General features: G+C 57.9%; 17 protein-coding genes. 6 read left to right on the top strand and 11 right to left on the bottom strand.

What is annotated here, in order from left to right; translation table 11 throughout:
* Window positions 1-8 precede the first annotated feature (8 nt).
* A complete protein-coding gene (locus EI77_RS04685) occupies window positions 9-1,388 on the bottom strand; it encodes a DUF1501 domain-containing protein (RefSeq protein WP_133793578.1) in 1,380 nt (459 codons plus the stop codon).
* A gap of 210 nt (window positions 1,389-1,598) precedes the next feature.
* Between EI77_RS04685 and EI77_RS04680 the strand changes: the two genes are divergently transcribed.
* Window positions 1,599-2,123, top strand: a complete 525-nt coding sequence (locus EI77_RS04680; RefSeq protein ID WP_133793577.1) for a hypothetical protein — start codon at window positions 1,599-1,601, stop codon at window positions 2,121-2,123.
* A gap of 17 nt (window positions 2,124-2,140) precedes the next feature.
* Here EI77_RS04680 and EI77_RS04675 read toward each other — a convergent pair whose 3' ends face one another.
* From EI77_RS04675 to EI77_RS04660, 4 genes are all read right to left on the bottom strand, one after another.
* A complete protein-coding gene (locus EI77_RS04675) occupies window positions 2,141-2,806 on the bottom strand; it encodes a SprT family zinc-dependent metalloprotease (RefSeq protein ID WP_133793576.1) in 666 nt (221 codons plus the stop codon).
* A complete protein-coding gene (gene epsC / locus EI77_RS04670) occupies window positions 2,806-3,693 on the bottom strand; it encodes a serine O-acetyltransferase EpsC (RefSeq protein WP_243838662.1) in 888 nt (295 codons plus the stop codon). The genes EI77_RS04675 and epsC overlap by 1 nt, the downstream gene beginning before the upstream one ends.
* Window positions 3,694-3,797: 104 nt before the next feature.
* On the bottom strand, window positions 3,798-4,799 hold the full coding sequence (locus tag EI77_RS04665; RefSeq protein ID WP_133793574.1) for an Rpn family recombination-promoting nuclease/putative transposase: 1,002 nt from the start codon (window positions 4,797-4,799) through the stop codon (window positions 3,798-3,800).
* 258 nt (window positions 4,800-5,057) lie between these two features.
* Complete coding sequence (locus EI77_RS04660) at window positions 5,058-5,948, bottom strand: site-specific tyrosine recombinase (RefSeq protein WP_133793573.1); 891 nt, start codon at window positions 5,946-5,948, stop codon at window positions 5,058-5,060.
* 68 nt (window positions 5,949-6,016) lie between these two features.
* Between EI77_RS04660 and EI77_RS04655 the strand changes: the two genes are divergently transcribed.
* From EI77_RS04655 to EI77_RS04640, 4 genes are all read left to right on the top strand, one after another.
* Complete coding sequence (locus tag EI77_RS04655; protein ID WP_133793572.1) at window positions 6,017-6,574, top strand: c-type cytochrome domain-containing protein; 558 nt, start codon at window positions 6,017-6,019, stop codon at window positions 6,572-6,574.
* 487 nt (window positions 6,575-7,061) lie between these two features.
* A complete protein-coding gene (locus EI77_RS04650; RefSeq protein WP_133793571.1) occupies window positions 7,062-7,922 on the top strand; it encodes a hypothetical protein in 861 nt (286 codons plus the stop codon).
* A 214-nt stretch (window positions 7,923-8,136) separates the two neighbouring features.
* The gene (locus EI77_RS04645; protein WP_133793570.1) at window positions 8,137-8,976 is read left to right on the top strand and encodes an ATP-binding protein; all 840 of its coding nucleotides are present in this window, start codon (window positions 8,137-8,139) and stop codon (window positions 8,974-8,976) included.
* Window positions 8,977-9,277: 301 nt separating this feature from the next.
* Window positions 9,278-10,444 (top strand): prolyl oligopeptidase family serine peptidase, encoded by a 1,167-nt coding sequence (locus EI77_RS04640; RefSeq protein WP_133793569.1) that lies wholly within the window; start codon window positions 9,278-9,280, stop codon window positions 10,442-10,444.
* Window positions 10,445-10,612: 168 nt separating this feature from the next.
* On the opposite strand, the gene EI77_RS04635 is transcribed toward EI77_RS04640, so the two are convergent.
* The 4 genes from EI77_RS04635 to EI77_RS04620 all read right to left on the bottom strand — a co-directional run bounded on the left by EI77_RS04635 (window position 10,613) and on the right by EI77_RS04620 (window position 14,723).
* Window positions 10,613-11,854, bottom strand: coding sequence for an SGNH/GDSL hydrolase family protein (locus EI77_RS04635; protein ID WP_166647036.1), 1,242 nt, complete (start codon window positions 11,852-11,854; stop codon window positions 10,613-10,615).
* A 139-nt stretch (window positions 11,855-11,993) separates the two neighbouring features.
* Window positions 11,994-12,767: a sulfite exporter TauE/SafE family protein gene (locus EI77_RS04630; protein WP_133793567.1), complete on the bottom strand. Its 774-nt coding sequence runs from the start codon at window positions 12,765-12,767 to the stop codon at window positions 11,994-11,996.
* Window positions 12,768-12,869: 102 nt separating this feature from the next.
* Window positions 12,870-13,466 carry a L,D-transpeptidase family protein gene (locus EI77_RS04625; RefSeq protein WP_208300262.1) on the bottom strand — a complete coding sequence of 199 codons (597 nt, stop codon included), beginning with the start codon at window positions 13,464-13,466 and terminating at the stop codon, window positions 12,870-12,872.
* 75 nt (window positions 13,467-13,541) lie between these two features.
* Window positions 13,542-14,723: an FG-GAP repeat domain-containing protein gene (locus EI77_RS04620; protein WP_133793566.1), complete on the bottom strand. Its 1,182-nt coding sequence runs from the start codon at window positions 14,721-14,723 to the stop codon at window positions 13,542-13,544.
* 174 nt (window positions 14,724-14,897) lie between these two features.
* Between EI77_RS04620 and EI77_RS04615 the strand changes: the two genes are divergently transcribed.
* Window positions 14,898-21,266, top strand: coding sequence for an immunoglobulin domain-containing protein (locus tag EI77_RS04615; protein WP_133793565.1), 6,369 nt, complete (start codon window positions 14,898-14,900; stop codon window positions 21,264-21,266).
* A gap of 342 nt (window positions 21,267-21,608) precedes the next feature.
* Here the strand turns inward: EI77_RS04615 and EI77_RS04610 are convergent, their stop codons facing one another.
* The gene (locus EI77_RS04610; RefSeq protein WP_133793564.1) at window positions 21,609-23,258 is read right to left on the bottom strand and encodes a hybrid sensor histidine kinase/response regulator; all 1,650 of its coding nucleotides are present in this window, start codon (window positions 23,256-23,258) and stop codon (window positions 21,609-21,611) included.
* 168 nt (window positions 23,259-23,426) lie between these two features.
* Entirely contained in the window at window positions 23,427-24,482 is a 1,056-nt protein-coding gene (locus EI77_RS04605) for a sugar phosphate isomerase/epimerase family protein (protein WP_133793563.1), read from the bottom strand.
* Between the last annotated feature and the right edge of the window lie 16 nt (window positions 24,483-24,498).

Below are 24,498 nucleotides of genomic sequence, written 5' to 3'. Positions count from 1 at the left end.
AACATTATTTAACCAAACAGCTCCTTGATCCCCTCCTTGCCGAAATCCACGACGGGATAGGGTCGTCCTTGGGGGCCGGGAAGTTCGGTGTGGAGGTCGATGCCGAGGCTTTCGTAGATGGTGGCGACGATCTCACCGGGGTCCACGGGGCGCTCGGCTGGGTAGGCACCGATCTCGTCACTCTTGCCGATGGCCTGGCCGCCTTTGACTCCGCCGCCAGCGAAGTTGACTGTCCAGCAGTTAGGCCAGTGGTCGCGGCCACCGGCGGGATTGACCTTCGGTGTGCGGCCAAACTCTGCGAGGGAGGTGACCATCGTGTCCTCCAGCATGCCACGTTGGAAAAGGTCTTCGATGAGAGCGGTGTAACCCTGGTCATACATGGGTGCAACGATGTCGCGCATGCCCTCGATGCTGGTGAAGGGCTTGCTGCCGTGGATGTCCCAGGTGATCTCGCCAAAGACGGTGATGAAGGTATTCACCGTCACCATGCGCACGCCGCGCTCCACCAGCCGACGGGCTAGAAGGCAGCTCTGGCCAAAGCGGTTCATGCCGTAGCGCTCGCGCACTTTTATCGGCTCTTTAGTCAGGTCAAAGGCCTCCCGTGCCTGGGAGCTGGTCATGATGCGGTAGGCGGATTCGAAGTTGGAATCCATGAGCTTGGCTTGCTCGCTGGCCTCGAAGTTTTTCACGGAGCTGTCCACCAGCTCGCGCATCTGGCGGCGGCGCTCCAGGCGCACCTCGCCGATCTCCTTGGGTGGGAGCAGGTCCGGCACCTTGAAGCCTTCAGTGGAAGGGTCAGAGTTAAGCACAAAGGGATCATAGGCCTTGCCAAGAAATCCGGCATCCTGACCATGCGGCATGTTGCCACCGGTAGGCCCCATGGTCTCAGGCAGAATGACGTGGGCAGGTAGGTCTGAGCGTCGGCCTAACAAAAACTCCGCCGCGCAGCCGACATGAGGTGTGTTCACCCCACCGGTGAAAAGGCGGCCGGTCTGCATCATTTGGTGGCCCGTATCATGCACAGCGGCAGCATTGTGATAACAGGAACGCACGAGACTAAATTTATCCGCAATCTTCGCATGCAATGGCAAGATCTCGGAGACCTGGAAAGCATCGTTGTTCGTGCGGATGGGTTTGAAGGGGCCGCGTATCTCGCTGGGTGCATCTGGTTTCATGTCCCAGAGATCGAGTTGGCTAGGCGCACCCAGATTGAAGATCATGATGCAGGCGCGCTGGCTCTTTTTCGAGTCCACCTTGCCTGCGGCTTTCAGCGCCTGGAAACTGGGCAATGTCAGGCCCAATGCACCGAGCATGCCGACCTGGAGAAAGTCGCGCCGCGTCACACCGTCGCAGGTGGTGATGGAGCCATCGCCGGAAAATTTAAACATGTGGTTAGGAAAAGGTTACTCACAGTAATACGCCATGGGTTGGAAAATATGAATGGACGATCCTGCTATGCCTTTGGTTGCTTGGAACCCTTGCAGAAGTAGGTTTGTGCCATATGCATGGAATAAGCCTGCGCGGGATAACGTCGTTTTGCAGATCCCTCACAGACACTGTTTACTTTTTCGGCAAACCATCGCAGAATTTTTCCGAACATGAAAATCACGCTTATTGCCCTTCTGTCTTTGCTGGGAACTTTTGCCTCCCTGGCGCAGTCCACTGCACCGGCGGCCCCTGGAAACCAGGATGAAGCGACACGCGACGGTCTGTGGGATGGCCAGTTCAGCGGTGGCAGTTATCTGGTGCGCTGCACGCAGATCCTGGCCCTGTCCAAGCATGAGTACGTGGCCGATGCCGTCGCCAGAGTCGTCGAGGTAAATTTGACGATGAATGCAAACATGACGGTCCGCTTTTATTATCTGGAGCCAGTGCGGCTGGAAGGCGGCGGCATGGTGGGTGCAGGCCAGCAGGCTCTGGATAAAGCACGCGCCGCCATGCAGGATGCGGCCTCACGCATTTCCCCCACATTGACGACGCCTAAGGTGGTGAAAAATTACCCCATTTCCACCCACGCGCACACCGTGGAATTTGTGCTGTCTAGTGAGGAACGCTTGAACTCCCTTTATGGCAGCCTGGAGCGTTCATTCCGCACAGGTCAGGGCAGGCGCTGGAAGGAATAGGGCAGGGGAGGCCCGCATCAGCCTTTTTTCAAATCCTGTACCAGGACAAAGCGGAAGCGGGAGTCATACAGGCCACCGCTATGCTTGGAGCAGCATGCGCTACAGGCGCTGTAGCGGCGGAATTTGCGCACGCGCTGCACCAGCAGGCCACAGTGGGCGCAGGCATAGGTGTAGTTTCGTTTCACCTCCCGCCGGGGCAGCGGCAGGCGATGACGGGCACTTTCCCCTGGGATACCCAGGTCCGCGCAGGCCTGCTGCCATTCGGCACCATGCGGCTCGATGCGGCGTCGTCCGGCACGGTGATAGGCCACCAGATGGGCCAGCTCATGGCGCATGGTGCGCTCCACCTGACCTTCAAATTCTTGCAACTTCGGATTCAGCTCGATCTTCCAGGCCGGAAAGCTGGCGTATCCGGCCGTGCTGCGCAGGCGGCTGTTCCATTGCACGGACACGAGTTTCGCCGCGCCTGCCAAGTCGATCTGGTGCAAAAGCTCCCGGCAGGTCTCCGTCAGCGTTTCATCCGCCACATTGCCTGCGGATTCCTTTTCCTTCGCCTTCACTTTAGATGGAGCGGCTTCCGCCTCCGCATACAGAGGACGTTTCAGCGCCCGCTCTGCCAGGCTTCCGCGGATGCCCGCCTGGAAGTCGAGAAAGAGCTGGGAAAGAATGGACGGCTTGGACATCAGGCCCTGTCGGATTCCGGGGTTTTGGGGCTTTTGGTGACCGGGGTGTTTTTGCGATCGCGGATGCGGTGCTCCTGGTCGCCGAGGGCGTAGATCATGTCCTGTCCTACGCTTTCCATGAGGAAGACGTTTGCACCAATGGTGCTGCGCGCTCCCACAATGGTATCCCCGCCCACGATGGTGGCCCCGGCATAGATGGTCACATTGTCCTCAATGGTGGGGTGCCGTTTCTTGCCAGCCAGGGCCTGCCCCTGAGCCAGGGAACGGGCCACCAGACCCACACCCTGGTAAAGTTTCACACGTGTGCCGATGCTGCACGTCTCCCCAATCACCACACCCGTGCCGTGATCGATGAAAAAGTGGCTGCCGATCTGTGCCCCGGGATGGATGTCAATGCCCGTGCGGCCATGGGCCCACTCCGTCATCATGCGCGGGATCAGCGGCACGCCCATGCTGTAAAGCTGATGCGCCGTGCGCTGGATGGCGATGGCCTCCAGTCCGGGATAGGCCAGGATGATCTCCTCATAGCTGCGCGCGGCCGGATCGCCCTCATAGGCTGCCTGCACATCCGTTTGCAGCAGGCGGCGCACCTCCGGCAGGCGTACCATGAAATCGCAGACCAGTTGCATGGCTTCCTCATGGTGATTGCCGCCCTGGTCCCGCAGGCGCAGACTGCGGCGCATCTCCGTGCGCAGCCGCTCGCGGATGCTGGCTACCAGTTCATGCGTCATCAGCTCCAGATCCTGGAAGGACACAGCATGCTCTGAGTAAAAGCCTGGAAACAAAATGTGCAGCAGGTCTTCGCACAAAGTGGCAATAGCTCCTTTGGACGGCAAAGCCCCGCAGTCCACATGGTTGATCCCGCCGATCTCGTGATACGAGGTCATAAGGCTCTGAACGATCTCTTCCTGTCTGCAATCCATCGGTTGTGGATCAGGTTAAAGGAGAAAGACCGCTCTGGCAAATGCTGGGGTGGACTTTGCGTGAAAGGCTAAGCCCCCGCCTTGTCCAGCCAGTCCGTCAGGTCATTCAGCGTCCCCAGGTCCAGCAAATCTTCGGAGAGCCGCTCCAGCTGCGTGTAATCCAAGGCCCCAATGCGAGCCTCCAGCAGTTTCGGCACGGCACCCCATTTGCGCGTGGCTAATCGCAGACAAGTTTTCAGAACCCCGAGGCTGTAACCCTCTTCACGCCCTTCCTCGCGACCCTCTTCCCGGCCCTGGAGAAGTAGCCGCTCGGGGAATGACATGGCTTGCTTTTGCATACGCGGATTGGTGGATAGTTTACGGATAAGCTGCTGAAGGTCAAGAGTCGTGTCGGTGCTCAGTGCATACATCAGGCTGGTGTGCAGCAGTGCATCGGTGAGTCTCAAGGTGGTTTCCCGGGCCAGCCAGTCAAAGAATTCGAGGACCCGTTTTTGCCGGGCCATTTTCATGAGCTGGAGGACCACGCGCTGGGCGCTTTGCTGCTCCTCGGAGGCAGGATCATACAAACTAAGATCCAGCAGCCCATGCTGAAAGCGCGGCAGGAAGGGTTGAAAAGCAGCTTGCAACGGTTCAGGCAGGTCAAAAAGATCCTCCAGACAAGTGGAGACATTCCAGGTATCCGGCCCCTGGTGGAGCACAAAAGGAATCACGACTGGCAGTGGCAGCCCGCTTTCTTTATGATGCTTCGTCAGCAGGCGCAGGCTGTAATGAAGCAGGCGCAGAGGCATGGCGCGGTCCACGGTGGTCTGGTGCTCAAAGATCAGGTATAAAAGCACCTCGCGGTCACCGGTCCGGGCGGAAAAAACTAAATCTGAATGGGAGACCTGGATGTCATCACTGACATAAGTGGCAGAGACATTTTCGAGGGAGGTCCAGTCAATAACGGCTGCCGCAGGGGCGGGAAGATGGCGCTGGAAAAAATCAGCGGAGTGGGCCGGGGATGAGAAGACCGCTTTGAAATAGCCGTCATTCGGATGATGGATGATGTCAGAATCCTGCACGGAAGACATTCTTCATGGCGAATGCGGGATGGCAATGCGCTTTGAAAACGCTTGGTGGCCAAAGTTTTTTCCTCGTCCGCTCCTGCACCACCGTCTGTAATCGACCAAGACCAGACGGGGTGCAGAAGCAGAATTCTAGGAAAGATGGCGCTCAATCGATCAGGCTGCACGATGCCTGGAGGCCGAGAGTCAACATACCATTGTGGGGTTTGATTCCCCGCCGAGAAAACCGTTCAAAAGATTTTCAGAAAAGTTGGGAATAAATTTTCAGGCTCTGGGATGGAACTGCCGGTGCACCTGTTTTAGCCTTTTTTGGTCCACATGGGTGTAGATCTGGGTGGTGGCGATGTCGGCATGGCCCAACATTTCCTGGATGACGCGCAGGTCTGCCCCGTTGTTCAGCAGGTGGGTGGCAAAGGAGTGGCGCAGCAGGTGCGGGTGGATGTGGTCGCCCAGGCCAGCCTGCTGAGCACGTTTTTTGACGATCTGCCATACCCGTTCTCGGGTCAGCGAGCCGCCGAGCTGGGAGAGAAAAAGGTGGCTCTGGGTCTTTTTCTTCACCAAAAGCGGGCGTGCATGCTGGAGATAGGCCTCAATAGACTCCTTGGCCGCGCCGCCGACGGGGCACAGGCGGGTTTTGGCTCCCTTTCCAGTGACGCGGATCCAGCCTTCCTCCAGGCTCAGATTTTCCAGGCGGGCGCTGATGAGTTCGGAAAGGCGCAGGCCGCTGGCGTAAAAAAGCTCCAGGATGGCGCGGTCCCGTCGGTCCAGGGGATCGTTTCCCGTGATGGATTCTACTAACGTGCGCGCATCTCCCTCATTCAGGGTGCCGGGCAGGTGCTTTTCCAGGCGGGGTGGCAGGATGGGTTCTGCCGGGTCACCGACTCGTTTGCCCCGCGCAGCCAGCCAGCGAAAGAAAATCTTCACAGCTACCAACTCCACCCGGGCGCTGGAGGCGGCGATGCCGTCCTTCTTCCGTCGGGCCAGGTAATCCCCCAGATGCTGCGTGGTCACCCCTGCGGGTGTTTCCACTTGGCGATCTTCTTTCAGCCACGAAGCCAGCGCCTCCAGCACCCGGCGCACCAGGAGCTGATAGTTCGTGGACAGCCCGCGCTCCGTGGCGAGGTAGAGAATGAAGCTGTCTATGGCATCGGTCATCGGCACTCTTACTGTCATCCAAAGCTAAGGACCTGTCATCTCCTGCGTTTGTTTGCTAGACCCCCTGCATGAAATTTCTGCCAGCCTTCCTCCTCACCGCCACCGCTGCTGCCGCGGCCGACTTCAAAAAAGACATCGCGCCCATCTTTGAAAAGCATTGTTACGAATGCCACAGCGACAAAACCGGGAAGAAAAAGGCCGGTTATGTCTTCGACGACCTGGCCACGCTGAAGCTGGACATCAACCCCAAGGGCGGCATCGTCCCCGGAAATCCAGCCGAGAGCCATATTTTCAAAGTGGTGGCGGATCCCGAGCATGAAGCGCACATGCCACCGAAGGACAATCTTTCCAGCAAGGAGATCGAGACCCTGCGCGAATGGATCACCGAAGGCGCATTGCTGGATAAGGACGAACCCAAACCCGTCATGGAGCCTGTGAAAAAAAGCCTGCCGCCCATCATGACCTGGACGAATTTTGAGGGCAAAAAAATCAAAGCTGGTTTTGTAAAACTGGAAGGCGAAACCGTTTACCTGCGCATGCCCATCAACGCACAGGAGGTGCCCTATCCCATGAGCAAGCTGGATGCCGCCAGCCAGCAACAGGCCAAGGAATGCGCCGCCCCGTGAGGCGTGCAAGGTAGCCAAGTCCCCAAGTGCCTGGGGCACTCTTGCCCTTGCCGTCCGCCAAGTGCGAGCACCACGTAGCTGCGCCCGCCATGGCGTGGAGGTTTGGGAGGTATCGAAGCAGCGAGAACACCCGCCCACTCGCTGGCGCGAGCAGCCACACGTAGCTGCGCCCACCAGGGCGTGGGGGTTTGGGAGATATCGAAGTCTATAAGCCCCCCGAAAACTCACGCCTTTCCCACTTCCACGAACAGCCCCATTTCCTCAAGCCCAACGGGCTTACGTCATTCAGCCCTGGGTTGGCACAACCCTGGGTCACGCCACCACCCCATCGACTCCCCGGCGAACCCCAACGGGGTTCCGTCCTGCCTTGGCCGAATGACGATGGATCTCCCCTCGCTCCCCACACCCCCCAAACTTTTTTCGCCACTTAGCCCAAGTCGGGGTGGCACTCCCTTGCGTCCGCAAAAAGCGCCGAATAGCTTTCGCCATGCTGACTCTTCCCCTCGACCTCCCAGCCCTGCTGAAGGTCGCCGCCCAGGTCGCGGCTGAATACGGCTGTGAGGTGCGCCTGTCCAAAAGCGGCGGCTTTCTCGTACGCCCTCTCCTGGACCGACGCACCTCCGCAGCCTCCTCCACTGAGCGTGTGCGCAAGCACCGCGAAGCGAAACGCCAGGCCTCTCCTTCAGAGGTTCCTCCTTCTGAAGTCGAACAGTGCAAAACATTATTACCCGATGACGCGCCCTTTTCCACTCTCCTGCCTGAGACCGATGAAACGCATGTAACGCATGAAACAGTGAAACACGTTTCAGCCGATTCTACCCCCTCTTTCCCTCCCGCCCCTCCTTTCCCCGCTCCCCTATCCTCCCCACCCGCCCTTACACCCGTGCCTCCTCCCGCGCGTGAGGCCCGACCCAGGTCGGCGAGGCGTCAGCACACCGAGGAAAACCTTCGTGAAGCCGATTCTGTGGCCGTTCCCACCGCCTTGAGCACCCCAGACTTCCTCGAAGCCTGGGACCAGTGGTGCCAGCATCGCAGCGCCCTGGCCCGGCTGAATCCGCAGAAGCAATGGACTGCCATCGCCGCCCGCAACACCTTGGCCGAATGCGAGCGCAACGGCGAACCCCTCGCCACTCAAGCCATCCGCGCCTCCATCGCCAACGGCTGGCAAAGCCTCGTCTGGGAGCGGACCAGCCCCCCGCGCAACAGCGGTAACGGAAACGTAGGAAACGGCAGCAGCTACAGCGGAAACAGCAACGGCTTCAACAACCGCCCGAGACCCAAGTATCAGGCCTACCAAGCCTCCGAAGCCACCCGTGGCCTGACGCCCGAGCAGATCAGTTGTTTCTGAAGCGCTCCAAGTACCGTGGGGCACTCTTGCCCGCGTCGTCCGCCCCAACACGTGGCTGCGCCCGCCAGGGCGTGGAGGTTTGGGTGGTGTCGAAGTTACGAGAACCCCTCACCCACTCGCTGGCGCGAGCAGCCACACGTCGCTACGCCCGTCCTGCAAGAGGGAGAAATGACCGCCGCCGTGAAGCATGCGGCTTCAGTTTTAAAACGAATTTATGAACACAACGCAACGGGCCCTTCCAGACACGGCCTTTCAACTGGACAAGCTGGATCAACTGATCCGGCAGATCGCTGAACGGTCGGAGAAATTCGACCGCGAATTGGATGCCCAGCCGCAGGCACTGCCCTGTGCCAAGCATGGCCCGAAGATGCGGATACTGGACCGCGAGGCCTCCCGGCAGGCGGCGAAACCCGCCTACACCTGCGCCGCCTGTGTGCAGGATCAGCGAGTGAAACGCAGCCTGGGCCGTGTGGAAGAAGCCGGTATCCCTACCGACGTCCGTCATGCCACGCTGGATAACTTCCACACCGACCGCCCCGGCGTGAAAAAGGAGCACGGATTCCAGCCCCCGACGGCCTTCTTGGAGGCCGCCCGCCAGTTTGCCGAAGGGCGCATGCGCAATCTTTTCCTGGCAGGCACGCCCGGCATTGGCAAAGGCCACCTGGCCGCAGCTCTATCTCGCCAGGAAATCTTGAAAGGCCGCAGCGTGCGTTGGGTTGAGTGCGCACGTCTTTTCGCCGCATGCCATCGTGCTTACAGTGCCGATGGCATGGAGGCCGTCATCGCCCGCTACACCGCCCCGGCGCTGCTCGTGCTAGATGAGCTGTGCCTGCGTGACCTGCCTTCCGATGGGGAGGAGATCCTCTTTGCCATCCTGGATCATCGGCATAAAAACGCCCGCCGCACCCTGCTGCTGGGAAACAAACCCGCCCAGGAAACCCGCGCGTGGATCGGCGACCGCATCAGCGACCGCTTGCGCTCCGGTGGCGTCACTTTTTGTTATGGCGAATGGCAAAGCGCCCGTGGAACCGATTGGGACGGGTCAGGGTTTTGAGGGGTGAAGTGGGGCACGCGAGCCGTAACCAGCCGCAGGATGAGTTTGTCCGGCGAGACAGGATTTCAAAGCTTTCCCATCCTGCCGCCGGATAACCTTCTGTCAGGGAGACCTCGAAGCTCCGAGATGGGGGGCATCCTCAGAGAAGGCGGCTAATCCGGCGAGGTCGTCAAACACACGAAGCAGGTGGTTTCGCGCCGGACACAACCGCCCTACGATTCCAGGCCCGCCTATATGGAATCGGGAACTGACACTCGATAATGATCGAACAGGCAAGCATTGCAGGTATCATAGGTGACGGATGTTTTTTGTCATTGCACGCATGGCCAGCCTGGTGCTGGCGGTTCTCGCCACGCCCTTGTCGGTTCTGTTGCTAATCGTTGGGCAGTCGTTTGAGAGCAGACTGTTCGGGATAGCTGGCATGATGATTGGGGTATCTCCGCTTTTGGTGTGCCTGGGCGTGGAGCTGGAAAGGCGATGGCTGAAATGGACCGGCGGGCTGGGATGTCTTGGATGGCTGGGGCTGACTGTGGCGCTGTACTCGTTGGCTCCAGATGGGAAGCGGCCGAAGGGTGCGCGCATCCAGCATCGTTATGCTGAGGGAGCCTGGGGGTTTCAGCGGCAGGCGTTGGGCAACCTGCTGCCGGAGCTGGATCAATTTTTGTTAGGCTTCAAAGTGGTGCCTTTGATGGACTCTTATTTCACCTTTGAACAGTCCCGGGAGCTGTCTGCTTGGACGGCGGAAATTTATCGGGAACTGGAGGCGGATGCGGATTTCCATGCGCTAGGTTCGGTGATGCCGGTGGCCTATGCAGACTTGTGGTTGGGACGGGGAGGCCAGGGCCATTCTTTCCTGTACGTGCCGCCCGGGCTGAAGAGGGATGTGCCTGCCCCCGTGCTGGTTTTTCTGCATGGCAGTGGAGGCAGTTTCAAGGCCTATCCCTGGCTGCTTTCCCAGATGGCGGATGAACTGGGCCTGGTGCTTATCTGCCCGAGCTATGGAATGGGAAACTGGAATGCGGCAGACTCCGCCGGGGTGGTGGAGGCAGCGTTGGCTGATGCGGAAAACGTAGTGCGGCTGGATCGGGGAAAGATGCACCTGATGGGCCTCTCCAACGGTGGCAAAGGCCTGGGCCATGCAGGGCGTGACCTGGGTGAAAAATTTGCTTCTCTAACCTTTATTTCTCCGGTGGTCGAAACCGGCTCTATCAAAGATCCGCGTTTCATCGGGAACTGGCAGGGCAAACCGGTCTTTATCATCACCGGGGCCAAGGATGACCGCGTGCCGCTGGAGTCTGTGACCTATGTGTCCTCCGTCATGAAAAAGAATGGCGCGCAGGTGACCTTGAAAACCGTGCCCCAGGCCGATCATTTCCTGCTGTTCAGCCATCGGCGCGAAGTGATCGCCCAATTGAAGGAGTGGCTGGAAGAGGCGATGAAGGCGGAAGCTGTAAAGAGGACAGAGTGAATATATGAACGGAGGATGTGGCGATGGAGCAAGGTGTGAGGCCGTCTCGGCCTCATGATGACGGCGAGACGCCGTCACTCCTTGAGAATGCCAGATTTCGACATTCAAGATCTAGCAGGAGGTCAGGGAAAGCCGGTTAGGGCATGACTGACCTACTCTGCTGATGCCTCACTCCACCACACTCACCGTATGCGTCACAGCCTTCAGGCGCTTGCGGACGTTGGCGTTATACTTGGCGTGTTTTTCGAGGGTCTTTTGTTTCAGGACTTCGAGGGCGTTCTTAAATTCGGGATCGGTTTCGGCTTCGGGGGAGTAGGTGCGGAAGTGGGTGATGAGGTTTTTGATCATCGTGGTCTCGTAGGCCTGTTTGGAACCGATGGCGTTGAGGAGATCGGCGAAGGCGGCATCAAAAGGCGTGGTGGCGAATTCAGCGGCGAGGTTGATGCCAGCTTCGAGTTGGGTCTTGGTGAATTCCTTGGTCTCGCTGCCCCAGGTCACTTGGGCCTTATCTTTGGTTAGGCCTTTTACCACCAACGTGTAGCGGTTGAGGTCCTGGTTAAAACTGGTGAAGGGGAGGATGCTGCGGGTGCTGGTGGAGGCGGCGGGATCAGCATCAAAGCAGAAGGGCCAGGTGCTGCTGGCCAGCGTGAGGCTGCCGGGGGCGCGGGCGGTGATCTGGTGGCCTTCGGTCGCGGTGGATTCTCCGGCGAGGTCGAGGGTGATCTGGCCGATGGTGCCCTCCAGCTTCAGGCCTTTGAGGAAAGCCTGGGCCATGAGCAGGTGGCCGTTGGGGCCGGGGTGGAAACCGTCCGGACCGCACACGTCGTAGTCCTGGCCCAGCACGGGCTTGGCTTTGGCCATGGCGCTGGTCATGGTGTCATGGACGTTGGCAAAGCTGAGGCTGTATTCCCCGGCCAGCTTTTGGACGATGTCGCGCAGGTGGGCCAGGTTGTCGTTGTAGATGGCGGGTTCAAAACGGGTGAAGAAGCGCGTGTCCACGGCACCGGGAGAGCCTACGGCGATGTGCTTCACGCCCTGGGCCTTGAGGCCATCCAGCACGAGGCGCATGTTCTTTTCATACTCGGCACCGATGGCGTCGGTATAGGCAGTGTACTGGCCGTCGTTCATGCCGTAGCAGGTCGTGGCCACGGTGGGGTGGAAGACGCTGAGGTCGTTCTCCAGACGGGCGGCAAAACCGCTGGCCCGCTCACCGCTCCAGCCGAACTGAAAGACCTGGATGTCCTGGCGACCGGTACAGGCCAGGAGGTAAGCCTCCATGTATTTGGAATAGAGTTTCTGCTCGGTGATGCTGTCCCCGATGATGGCCACGCGGGCATCGGGCGGCAGCAGGTTTTCAGCCTGGGCCAGAGAGGTGGTGAAAAGGAGGGCGAGGAGGAGGCTGCGGATCATGACAGGTGATAGGAAGGCAAAGCGGACAGAATGATAGATCAGAACCGAGGTCAATCTACAGCTGTGGGAAGGGGATACTGTTCCTGGCGCCAGATCTTTCAATCCAGGCATCCGCGTCGCAAGCGGAGCAGCCCCGTCTTCACCCATGGATCAGCCACGCCGCAGCGATGAGGGTCATCACAAAGAGGGTCCACTCGAAGGGTTTTTGCGGGATGCGTTTGAGGATCTGCCAACCGAGCAGAATGCCGAGCACGACGGCGGGCAGCAGCACAAGATTGGTCATGAGGGACCGGGGATTGATGATGCCCAGATCGGCGGAGAAGGGGACTTTGAAGAGATTGATGAACAGGAAAAAGCGGCTGAAGGTGCCCAGGTGCTCCTTTTTCTCCAGCCGCTGGGAAAGGAGATAAACAGTCATCACAGGTCCGGCGGCATTGGCCAGCATGGTGGTCACGCCAGCGCACAAGCCCATGGCCCAGGAAAACAGACGGTGGCTGGTCAGCACCTCCAGCGTGCCCTTGCTGGCATCCAGCAGGAGCTTGAAACCCAGAAGGCCGATGATGAGCCAGCCGATGACGGTGCGGGCGGTCGTGTTATCAATGGTGTCCAGGAGAAAGTAACCGGCGATGACCCCGGCGATGGCGGGCGGGGCCATGGGTAAAATGCGCCGCCAGCTCCCGCCATGGCGGTTCAGGTAATAGCCCATGAAATCGGCCACGATGAGCAAAGGCAGCACCAGTCCCACGGAGGCCTTGGCCCCGAAGGCCTGGGCCATCAGGACGACATTCAGCGTAGCGGTGCCGGAGAGGCCACTTTTAGATAAGCCGATGCAAAGGGCGGCGATGCCAGCCAGGAGGAGGATGCGCGAATCCCCGGTAAACAGGGTGTGCTGCTGGAGCCAGTCGTGGATCAAGGGTCGTCAGGTGGGGTCTGTCCACTCATGAAGCGGGTCATGACCCTTGTCGCCATTTTTTGCCGGAGAACCGCATCAAAATCCTGCGGCCGCAGATGGGGATCACGGGACGATGGTCACGCGCGTGCCGCTGGGGGCCACATCATAGAGACGCTGGGCCATATCATAGGGCAGGCGGATGCAACCGTGGGAGGCGGGGGAGCCAGGGTTCGGTATGGGACCCGCATGCATGCCCACGCCATCGCCCGTCAGGCGCATCCAGTAGGGCATTTTAGCTCCCTGAAACTTGCCACCAGGGGCGCTATGGACGCCGGCGGTGGCATTACTACGAATGACGTCGCCACTGGCATCCACGATGCTGCCGTATTTGTTGGAGCGCTTGTTCACCACTTTTTCAGAGATCACAAAACTCCCGGTCGGTGTCCGGTGACCGCTGCGTCCAGTGGCCACATAGCTCCAGGCCACGTTTTCGCTGTTGCGGAAGATGTAGGCCTTCTGCTCGCTCAGATCGATGGTCACACGCACGGGTCCGGGTTCGCCCAGGCCATGCCAGACATAAAGGGGGCTGCTGGAGGAATCCGCAGGCTGGATGAGCAGCGGGCGGCGGATCACTTCTTGCCGGGCGAAGGAGGTGGGCATCTGGCAGGCACACAGAGTGCAGCCTGCGAGGGCAGCCAGGGTGAGTCGTGCAATGTTCATAGCGGCGTTCATCTTAACGACGAGCACCGTTTTGCAATGAAGCTTCGCAATTCCGGACTAAAGTTTTCCCTCTGATTATTGTCTTAAATTCCAGTAAATCTTGAGATTCTGGCTACGACGGCCAGCCGCGATGAGGTCAGTGTCACGATCGCCATCCAAGTCGGCTCCCATCAGGTCTTCACAGGCCATCGTATTGTCATCCACCAAGTAGGATTCCCAGCCGTGACCGTCCTCCTTGGTGGTATAATAAAGCTTCACACCGACCCGGCTGCCCAGCTTGTGATGGGCACGCCAGCCGACGGCGATCTGGCGGTTGTTCAGGCCCAGGTAATCGTAGCAGGCCAGGGCATGACCGTCCACCAGGGTATCATCCAGCACCCGGCGCTGCCACAGGCCGTCTTTGGGTCCCTCCGGCGGGGGAGTATAGATGACGACTTGGTTGCCATGCATCGGTTCGATGGCGGCCACATAGGGCTGGCCACCGGCAAAGGCACCCCAGCGCACTTCCCCCACGCCTTGCAGGTCCGGGCTGTCATGGCGGGTCACCCACTGCTGCTTCCAGCCACTGTCCCCCGGTGTGAGACGGACGATGCCCTCGCGCCCGCCTAGCAGCAGGGATTCCGCTTCACCAGCCGGGCCGGGCACCACTTCGAAGTTATGCGTCAGGTGCATGCTGTCGTGTACAAGGGTGGTATTCCAGGGACGGGTCACGTCTTCCGGCTTGTGATAAGCCAGGATGCGCACTCCGGCACCCTCACCGTTTTTATTTCCACGGCCATGCAGCGGGGCCACGATGAGGTCATAGCGCCCGGCGCGGTTGCGCACCCAGCGCATGCGGTGGGTGGTGGGTTCATGGGTGAGCTGCACGGGCGTCCACCGCTGTGTGCGGTCAGCCGGGGGCTGGAGGTAAAAGACCGCGCCGCTGGTCTCCGTATCCCCCGGATTCCACTCGGCACCCACGGCGATCTCCGCCTTGCCATCCCCATCCGTGTCACGGGCGGCGATGCACACGTGATCCTTCTCCGTGAGCTTTTCCGCGATGATGTGTTTCTTCCACTCCGGATTTTGATACCAGACGATGGAGTCCTTATCGGCCAAAAGGATGTCCGTTTTGCCATCGCCGTCCACATCGGCGATGGCCAGCCCGTAGCCGATGCCTACTTGGTTGTCGATTTCCTGCTCACGGAACTGGGGAGTCACCTGAGCCTGGGCGGCAAGGGCGATGAACAGGGGTAAAATCCAAAGTGGGCGGCACATAAAGCCTGATTTGTGTCTGTTTTGGGAAAAAAGGGCCAGCAAAACATGACATTGAATCGCAAAAAGATTGACGATGTAATGACAAAAAGGGTATTTTAACTGAACAAACTTTGCTAGCGGTGGTTCCTAATATCGGGACCATCCAGGTTTCCCCCAACCGCCACCTTCACGACCATGCTGCGCTTCCCCGACTCTATTTCCCGTCATGCTCGCGCCTTGATGCTGCCCATGATGGTCGTGCTGGCCGGTCTGGCAGGCACCGCTTCAGCCGTAGCACCGAAGGCACCCACCAACTTAGTGCTGAAGTCCACGATGGCCGATGCGCCGACCGCCGCGAATACCAAGCGGAACTTCCTGCTGACATGGAAGGACAATTCCCTGGATGAATCCGGCTTCCGTGTGGAATACCGGCTGGGGAATGCTGGGATATGGAATTATTATACCTCCGTCAATGCCGGGGTGACCTACTGCGAATTCATCGGAGTACAGCTCCCGGTGGATACCCTGTTTCAGGTCAGGGTAGTTGCATTTAAAAGCAATGGATCCTCTTTTGAAACCGCAGCCAGTTCCTTGGTGGATCAAACGATCAAAACGACCGGTTCCACCCTGAGTGCGCCACAGGACTTCCGCGTAGCTACATACTCAAAGGATAATGAGGTCTCCGATGGCATACTGGAATTCAGCTGGAAGGACAATAGTACAGGGGAATTATATTTCCAAATCTTCTACAAGAAAGCGAGCCTGACAGGGGATGAAAACTATGCTCCGCTTCCCGGAGGACTGTCCTACTTTGATAACAAAGAAGCATTGACCACCCGCACCACTGTCTGGGTGCAGCATGGGTTGGTGCCCAATCAGGCGTATCATTTTATGCTCCGCGCCACCCGGAAGGATGACGCAACCGCCACGGAAGTGACATCGAATACGGCCAGTGAAAAACGATATATTACCAGCCTGACCTATCCTGGAGGTCTTTCTTCCTACACAGTGCCTGCGGTGAAGGTGCCAACAAATCTCCAGGCTGAAAAACTGGATGAATCCAACATCCGTCTGACCTGGGAGGATAATACTGACAATGAAACCGGATACGAAATTTCATACCGCAAGCCTGTAGAAAATGAATCGGAGGCGATCACTTGGAATACCTATACGATGGCTGCCAATTCGACATCCATCACGGCTGCGATTGGTCCTGGGGGGACCTACATTTGGAAAGTGCGCGCTGTTCCACCAACCGGGTCACCTGCGGCCACGTCCGCAGATTACACGGATGAACTTCCGGTGATCATGGATGATCTGATCAGTCCCGGACAACTTGTGGCGACGACCTCTGGCAAGTCCGCTGCCGTGGACCTAACGTGGGGTGATAACACCATTGGGGAGACCATTTACCGAATCTATGTACGCCCCTCGGGCGGCACCAGCGATACATGGTATGACTCCATGGACATGCAGCCAGGCACGACCAAGGCCACCGTCACGGGCTATAATACCAGCAGCACCACATCTGTTCTGCTAACACCGAATGTAGAATATGAATTCAGGGTGGATGCCCTTCATAGCAACTTTGTCGGCGATGTTGCTGCAGCGGAGAGCAACGTCGCCCGCGCGTATGCCCGGCATGGTTTCACCAGCCGCACGCACCAGCCTGCGAAGGTGAACGACCCTTTCACTTACCAGATGGCCGTCTCAGACAGCCCTAACCGAACTTCCTGGAGTGTGGATGATCTGCCACCTGGCCTCGAAATGAATGCCGATGGCCTCATCAGCGGTACGCCCACAGAGTCCGGCGTCTTCCATTGCCCGATGGAGGTCGTTTATCCAGATAACGTCGCGGAAGTGACCCTGACCCTGCGCATCCTAAAAGACGATGCCACACCTGTGTTGGCTTCCCCTATTACGGACGTAATCCTGGGAACCGCCACGCAGCATACCATCGACCTGAACGGACGCTTCACCGATGCGGATTCTGAAAAGGCTGTCCGCCTGGATACCAGCTTGGGCATTATTGACCTCTTGCTGTATGATAGCCTGACTCCCAAGGCGGTGGAAAACTTCATGGGCTATGTGGAAACCGGGGCTTACAACGGCGTCATTTTCCACCGGTCTATTCCAGGCTTCATTTTGCAGGGAGGGGGCTATGTGCCTACTGATTCGCCAAACTACTTCACCTCCCTCCTCAAGCGCCCGCCATCAGAAAATGAACCCGGTATTTCCAATGTCCGTGGTACCGTAGCGCATGCCAAAGTGGGGGATAACCCGGATAGCGCCACTCATGATTTCTTCTTTAACTTGGTAGCAAATAATGACGCTCGTGGTGTAACCAATTATGTCGAAAACCTGGACAACCAAAACTCCGGTTTCACCGTCTTTGGCCGTGTCGCAGGCTCAGGGATGGATTTGGTCGATGACATGGTAGCACTGCCAATTGGGGACTATTCACCTAGCTCGTCAGATACCACAACGGGGGTCATCCTGGACGGTTACCAAACTGAAATGGTGGACGTGCCCATGAATGTGACGGGTGGCACTGCCCCTGCCAAAATGGACATCAATAGCACGGTGCAGATTCGCAGTGCAAAGGAAGTGGCCCTCTTCAAATATGAGGTGGTGGAAAACAGCGCTCCCACCATCGTCCGCACCAGCATCCTCAATGGTGTCCTGCGGCTGGAAGGTTTGCTGGCAGGCACCAGCACCGTCACCGTGCGTGCACGGGACCTGGATAACAATCCTGTGGAAGACAGCTTCACTGTCACGGTCATCAAGGGGCACAAGCTCCCGGTCATCACGCGCCAGCCAGTTTCCTTGGCTGTGCTGCCGGATAAAAAAGCCACTTTAAGTGTCACGGCCACAGGTACGGCACTCACTTATCAGTGGCAGAAGCGGGTCGGTGAAGTGTGGGAAAATGTCCCAGATACCAACCTCACTGCCAAGAAGAACGTCCTGACCTTTGCTGCATTGCAAAATTCTGATACGGGCGAATACCGTGTGCTGGTCAGCAACATCAGCATGACCCTCACCAGCGTCACCGCCCGGTTGGACTTCCGTGCACCGCCGGTGATTGATACACATCCGGTTAGGAAAGTGGTGAAGCTGGGTGACCCCCTGGTTCTGACCACTGAAGTCAGAGGTGCCCCCGTGCCGACGATCACTTGGCTGCGCACGAACTCCACCGTCAGTGGACAGAAGGCCGCTGTATTGAACATCCCAGTGACCAAGCTCACCGACGGCGGCAGCTACGTGATGCGTGCCAGCAACGTTGTGACCCGTGCGGACAGCAGTGCTGCCAGCGTCATCGTGGTGGATAAATCCTCCCGCCTCATGATGTCACTGCCTGCTAAAACTGTGGTGCTGAAGGCCCAGGTGTCCGGGCCAAATCTGAAGTATCAGTGGAAGAAAGACTCAACGACCACGGTGATTGACATCCCAAATAAAATCTCCGGTGCCGCCAGCCCCACCCTGACGATCAAAACTTTTGGGCAGTCTGATACCGGTGAATACACCTGCTATGTGGAGGATGCGGTGGATGCGTCCCACAATGCGGAGACTGGACCCTGGAGAGTGGGCTTTGCCGGAGCTGCACCCACACTCGCTGCCTTCACGCCGCCCGATGCGTATGTGGGTATTGAATACGACTACCAGATCCCTGGCGGTGGAGACACGAACTTCAGCATCGCCTCATTTTCTCTCACCGGCCTGCCTACCGGCTTGAAGCTGGATACCGTGACCGGCCGGATCACCGGCAAAGCTACGCGCTATGGCCAGTATATCATGAAGCTGACGGCCAAAAATCCGAAGGGATCATCCACCCTTTCCAATATCACCATGAATGTCCGGCCGATGCCGGAGGCCGTCGTGGGTTCCTTTGTGGGACAGATCGCCAACTCCACTTATTTTAACAACAACATGGGCGGGCGTGTGGACATGACAGTGACGGATACTGGCGTCATCAGCGGCAAGCTGAGCCAGGGCAAGGAAGTCATCAGCTTCACCGGCTTGATGACCCAGACCCCCGGCTCTATTTATACTTCTGGCAAGGCCACCATCATCCGGAAGGGCAAGGATACTCTCACGCTCACTTTATCCTCCATCGCACCTTCGGGTTATGACGTCAGTGGCGATGTCTCAGGCATCATCACCGACGGTGAAAATGCCGTGGCCTTCTCTGCCTATCGCAACAAATACAACAGTGCCAGGGCTGGCTTTTCCGGCTATGTGGGCCGTCACCATGTGGCACTGACTCTTACTGGAGACGACGTGGGCAATGAGGCTGTGCCCCAGGGCACGGGTTACCTCGTGGTAACAACCGACAACAATGGCACCGCCAAGATGTCAGGGCGCATGGCGGACGGCACGACCGTCACTGCCAGTTCATTTGTAGGCGGGCAGGAACAGTTCCTCGTTTATCAGTCCCTGTATAAAAGCACTGGCTCTGTCATCGGGCAGCCCAAGATGCTCATCGTTGAATTGCCCAGCACACAAAACAGCTCCAATTTCATCTACCGTCTGGATGGTGCTGTTGCCTGGACGAAAGCCCCGCAGACGACCGCCAGTGAGCGTAATTACAAAGCAGGTTTCAGCACCCAAGTCCTTAGTGTCAGGGGTGGTACCTACCTTAAGCCGGGAACGAACAAACTGATCCTGGACCTGCCTAAAGATACTCCCGGCAATGCCAGCATTGATTTTGAAGATGGCGGTCTTGAATTCGCCGGGATGAATCCGGATGTAGCCCAGCTCAGCATTGGTACAAGCAAACTCATCCCGATTACGCCAGGGGTGGCGAATGCTGGGGGCCTCAGCTTGACCATCACTCCGGACGTAGGCCTCATCAGCGGGAGCTTCAAAGTGGCCCCAACTGGTGCCCCTTCCCGCACCGCCACCTTTCTCGGACTCATCATCCCGCGCATCCCCACTGCGGCTGCCGGTTTTTATTATACGGACTCACCTGCCGTCACGGGTGCCGATGGGCTGGGTGTCGGTTATTTCCTCCTCGGCCAGTTGCCTTCGGACACACCTCCGACGACTACAATCAAGACCGCGCCCATTTTGTCCGGCAGTGTGGTTCTCAATCCTCTGCCAGTCCTCATTACCCAGCATCCACAGTCGGTGACACTGAATCCCACCATTACTGGCCAGGCTGCTGTTGACCATACCTTCACCGTGGTTGCCACCCCGCCGACGGGTATTTCTGTCACCTACCAGTGGCGGAAAGACGGTGTGAATATCAGTGGCAAGACGGCATCCACTCTTGCACTGACCAACATCACCGAGAGCAGCCAGGGTACTTACGATGTGGTCGTCAAAACATCTCTTTCCACTGTCACCAGCCAGCCAGCTGTCCTGACCGTGAACAACCTCATCACCAACATCGTGGTCACTCGCACCCCGGCTACGAACCCGGTGCCTATTGGCAGCTCTACCCCGATCGTCTTTGAAGTCACTTCCGTGGCTGGTACAGGCCCATACACATATCAATGGAGAAAAGCCAATACGGATGATAGCGATGAAGATGATATCGCAGGGGAGACGTCTGACACTTATAGCATCACAAACGTGACCAGTGATTCAGCAGGCAAATATTACGTTGTCGTGACGGATACAAGCACTGGGCACGAACTGAAAAGTTCGGCGAATGTGCTCACGGTGGACTATCCGATCACCAGCGTCGTGGCCCAGCGCACCCCCCCTGAGGACACCATCGGATACGGCTATCGAAATCTGACCTTCAGCCTCACCGTGGATAGTCAGGGGCCTTATGAGTATCAGTGGTATAAGGTGGTTGGGGACGAAAATGTGGAGATCCAGGGAGCCACTTCCGCCACCTACACCATCGGCTTCCTGCGCGGTGCGGATCAAGGCGTGTATAAAGTCGGCGTCAAGAATGCAGTGACGACAGATTATGTCATCAGCGAGGGCGTTCCTCTTCTTGTCAGTAGCAGTGTGTCCAATGTCTCGCTCACTCGCAGTCCTTCAGATACCTACGTTCCCCTTGGCAAGCGTGTGGTCTTCTCTGCCGAAGCACTGGGAGAACCCGAGTTTGGCTACGTTTGGAAAAAGGACGGAGAGATCATCGAGAATGCAACCTCCTCCACATATGAGATCCCTGAACTCACCTCGAATGATGAAGGGGAATACACGGTGACGATTTCCAACAATATCAACGGCACTCCTAGCTCTGTGGAAAGCAGCGTTAAGGGCCTGAATGTGCAACTCCCGGTGACTTCGGTCAGTGTTACAAGAAATCCCGATACACTCACACCGCCTTTGAATGCGACCTTCAGCATGACGGCCACTCCATCTCCTGCCATCTATCCAGTTTATTTTTATCAATGGTATAAAAATGGCGAAGAAATCGAGGAAGGCGGCGATAGCGCCCAATATACGATTACCACTCCAACAACCGAAGATTCCGGTACTTATCACGTGACCGTTCGCAACGCTGCCAACCTGTCACCAATAGCTAGTGAAACGTTTAGCCTCAGCTTTGAAGAACCCACTGTAGAGGATCCGCCAGAAGAAGATCCTCCCGCAGAAGAGCCGTAATCTTTGATGGCCCCCGCGCCTCGGTAAAGCCCTCCTCCTGATATACCGGAGTGAGGGCCTTGCCTCAAAGAAAGGTCAAAGGGCCGTCTTATATGGTCGATAGGAAGATCATTTTTACCGCAGTGGGGCAGAGGGGGCAAAGGGGCAAAGCTGGGTTGAGTTTTCCAACCTCATCCGCCCGCATTCTGCCTCCTCAGCCTCTCTGCGGCGAGTCCGAGCTTCCAAGCATCCGTGCCTCTACCGTATGGAGTGATGGCGACCGCCCACAAACTGTGGCCAGGATGGCCTAACACGCTGTGTAAGCGTCGTTATCAATAACGGCTGCCCATCAGCATTCCGGCATTACGCGCGGCTCATCATGGTCACCACGCGGTGCACGATCTGGGTCAGCTCTCCCGCTTCATAAGGCTTCGGCAGCACGCCGACGAAGCCCTTTTCCAGATACGTCATCTGCACGTCTTCATTCACGCTGCCGCTGGTCACGACCAACCGGGCTTCCGGGTCAAAGCGCAGGATCTCTGCCGCAGTTTCACCACCGTTCATCCCGCCGCGCAGGGTCAGGTCCATCAGCACCACATCCGGCGGGGTGCCGGTGCGGGCCAGGCTATGATAAATCTTCACCGCATCCTGGCCGTTATCACATTCGATAACTTCATATCCGCAACGTTTCAGGATCAGATGGGCCACCTTCCGCAGGTCATCTTCATCATCCACGATGAGCACCCGGCCCTGGCCTTTTTTCAGCGGTACCGGTGCTTGGTCTTTTTCTGCGGTGGCGCCTGCGATCAGTGCGGGGACCGCAGGCAGATAGATGGTGAATTCCGTGCCCACATTCAGGCGCGATGAGACCCGGATGTCTCCATCCAGATCATGGATGAAGAGCTTGCAGGTGGTCAGGCCGATGCCGTTGCCGTCAGGCTTCGTGGTGAAGGTTTCTTTGAAAAGCCGGTCCAGATTTTCTGGCGGGATGCCGCAGCCGCGGTCACGCACCGTCACCCGCACATAGGTGCCTGGTTTCAGCACTTCGTCTTCAGCCAGGCCGATGTCCGCGTTCTCCGCGTCCACATCCATGTAGCCGCCCTGGGGCATGGACTGGATGCCGTTGAGGATCAGGTTTTGCAACACCTGGCTGATCTTTACCCCATCCGCTACAGGCCAGCGCAGGGCGGTGCCCAGGCGTACGCGGAGCTGGGCATTGGACCCTGCTCCCGCGAATTTGACAGTGTCATGAATGATGGCGGCAAGGTCCACGGGCTGCTTCTGATGCGGCTTAGACTTGCAGGCCGTCACCACCTGCGAGGTGAACTGGCGGGCGCGTTTCAGGCCGCTGAAAATGAGCTGCAGTTCCTCCTTCAGCGCGGGCTGCCCCTGCACCTGTTGCAGCAGGTCTGAAAGACGCATGGTCACCGGACCTAACAAATTATTCACATCATGCGCGATGCCCTGCGCCAGTGCGGCCAGGTTGTCTTGCTTGAGTTGGTTAGACTGCGCATCCAGGTCATCGCAGCGCATCGGCGTTGCGCGTGTCCCGGCGGCCTGACCGGCCGTCAGCGGCGTTACAATGAGGGTGAAGTTCAGTAGCTTGCGCAGGCTGTTGAAAACAGCGCGCACACGCCAGCGGCAGCGCTGGGGCGCATTGCCATAAAAGTTCTGCACCATGGCTTCGCACTCATGCGCACCACCATTCTCCACCGCACGATTCAGACTTTCCAGCAAGACAGCAGCATCCATATCGCCTGCGGCTAGGTCGGTGATGCCCATTCCACGCAGGCCTTTCTCCGGCTCTACACCCACCAGGACAGCGGCAGTGGCGTTGCTGAACAAGACCTTCGGCCCGGACTTTTCATTCGTCTCCGCTTCCAGGATCAGCACCGCCTCCGGCACTTGGTCCACCGCGACCCGGAGGAAGTAATTGGCCGTTTTCATCTGGTGCAGACTCGCCTCCAGTTCGGTCAATGTGTCAGGACGCAGTGTATCGGGAGATAGTGTCATGGCAGCCACAGGTAATTATGGCCTCATTTAGCTATCTTAAATAATTAAGTAAACTTTAATTTTCGGGAAACCGATCTTTTATGCATCTCATTTTTGAAATTCTAGTAATTCAAAACCTAAGGCAGGCTTGCACCAGACTCAGGCGACTTGCCTTTGATCTCGCTTTCCTTACAGATTTGCCTGCAACCATTCGATGCTGCGCTGCAACTCCGCCTTTTGATAAGCAATTTCAGCGTCCTTCTTTCCAGCGCCATCCGGTGCTTTAAAAGTGGGGATTTCCTTGCCCTTCTTGGACATATCCACCCAGCCCTTGAAAGCTGCCGTATCCCGGTAGCCAGGATACGCTTTCCAGAAATCCTCATTGTTTTTATACAGCATGGGCCGCGCAAAGCCTGAGATGGTCTCCACCTGCAAAGGCACTCCTGGAGCCAGCTCGGCGAGGCGCTTCGCATACGCTTTGAAATCCACCAGCCCTTCTCCTACAGCCGTCCATTGCACCACGGCACCATCTTCCGTGTCCCACACCATGCTATCCCGCACGCTGGAGCAGATGGTGAGCGGCCCCAGGGCCTCTAGGTGCGCCATCGGCTCCTCCATGGCCCACACCGCATTGCCAGGATCAATATTTGCCCCCACGTAGCTTTTGCCTGCGGTCTCGATCAGCGCCTTCAGTTCGTGGGACTGCATGTCGCCCGCATGGTTTTCAATGGCGATCTTGATGCCCTCAGCCTCAGCGCGGGACTTGTTAGCCTGGATGACCTTGATCGTGGCCTCAATGTGTTTCTGGATGCCGCCATCCGTTGCACGGTCTTTTTGATTGCCCAGGTAACAGCGGGCCACCGGAGAACCCAGCGCCTTGGCGATGCGGATGGTCAGCGCCAGATGCTCCTCCGGCGTGCCATAGAGATCCTTCCAGGTATTGGAACTGCCACACACCGAACCAGTGCCCACGTAGAGCTTCAGCCCCGCTTTGTCCGCCTGCTCCTTCAGCCCCTTCAGATAAGCCTCTTCGAAGCTCTCAAAGATGTGCAGTTCGGAGATGAAACACGTGTCCAGTTTCAGACTGGCAGCATGATCAATGTACTGGCCCGCTTTCCAGCCCGTGGCGCGCAGGGAAAAATGGTCCATGCCGAGCAAAGGCCGCGAATCCGAAGCCTTCAGCTTGGAGGCGGTCAGAGCGGCAGTGATAAAGGCGGACTGGTGGAGAAAAACGCGGCGGTTCATGCAGACAGGAGTGAAG

It is taken from the genome of Prosthecobacter fusiformis (assembly GCF_004364345.1).
Taxonomy (GTDB): domain Bacteria; phylum Verrucomicrobiota; class Verrucomicrobiia; order Verrucomicrobiales; family Verrucomicrobiaceae; genus Prosthecobacter; species Prosthecobacter fusiformis.
This window is presented reverse-complemented; position numbering and strand designations above follow the sequence as displayed.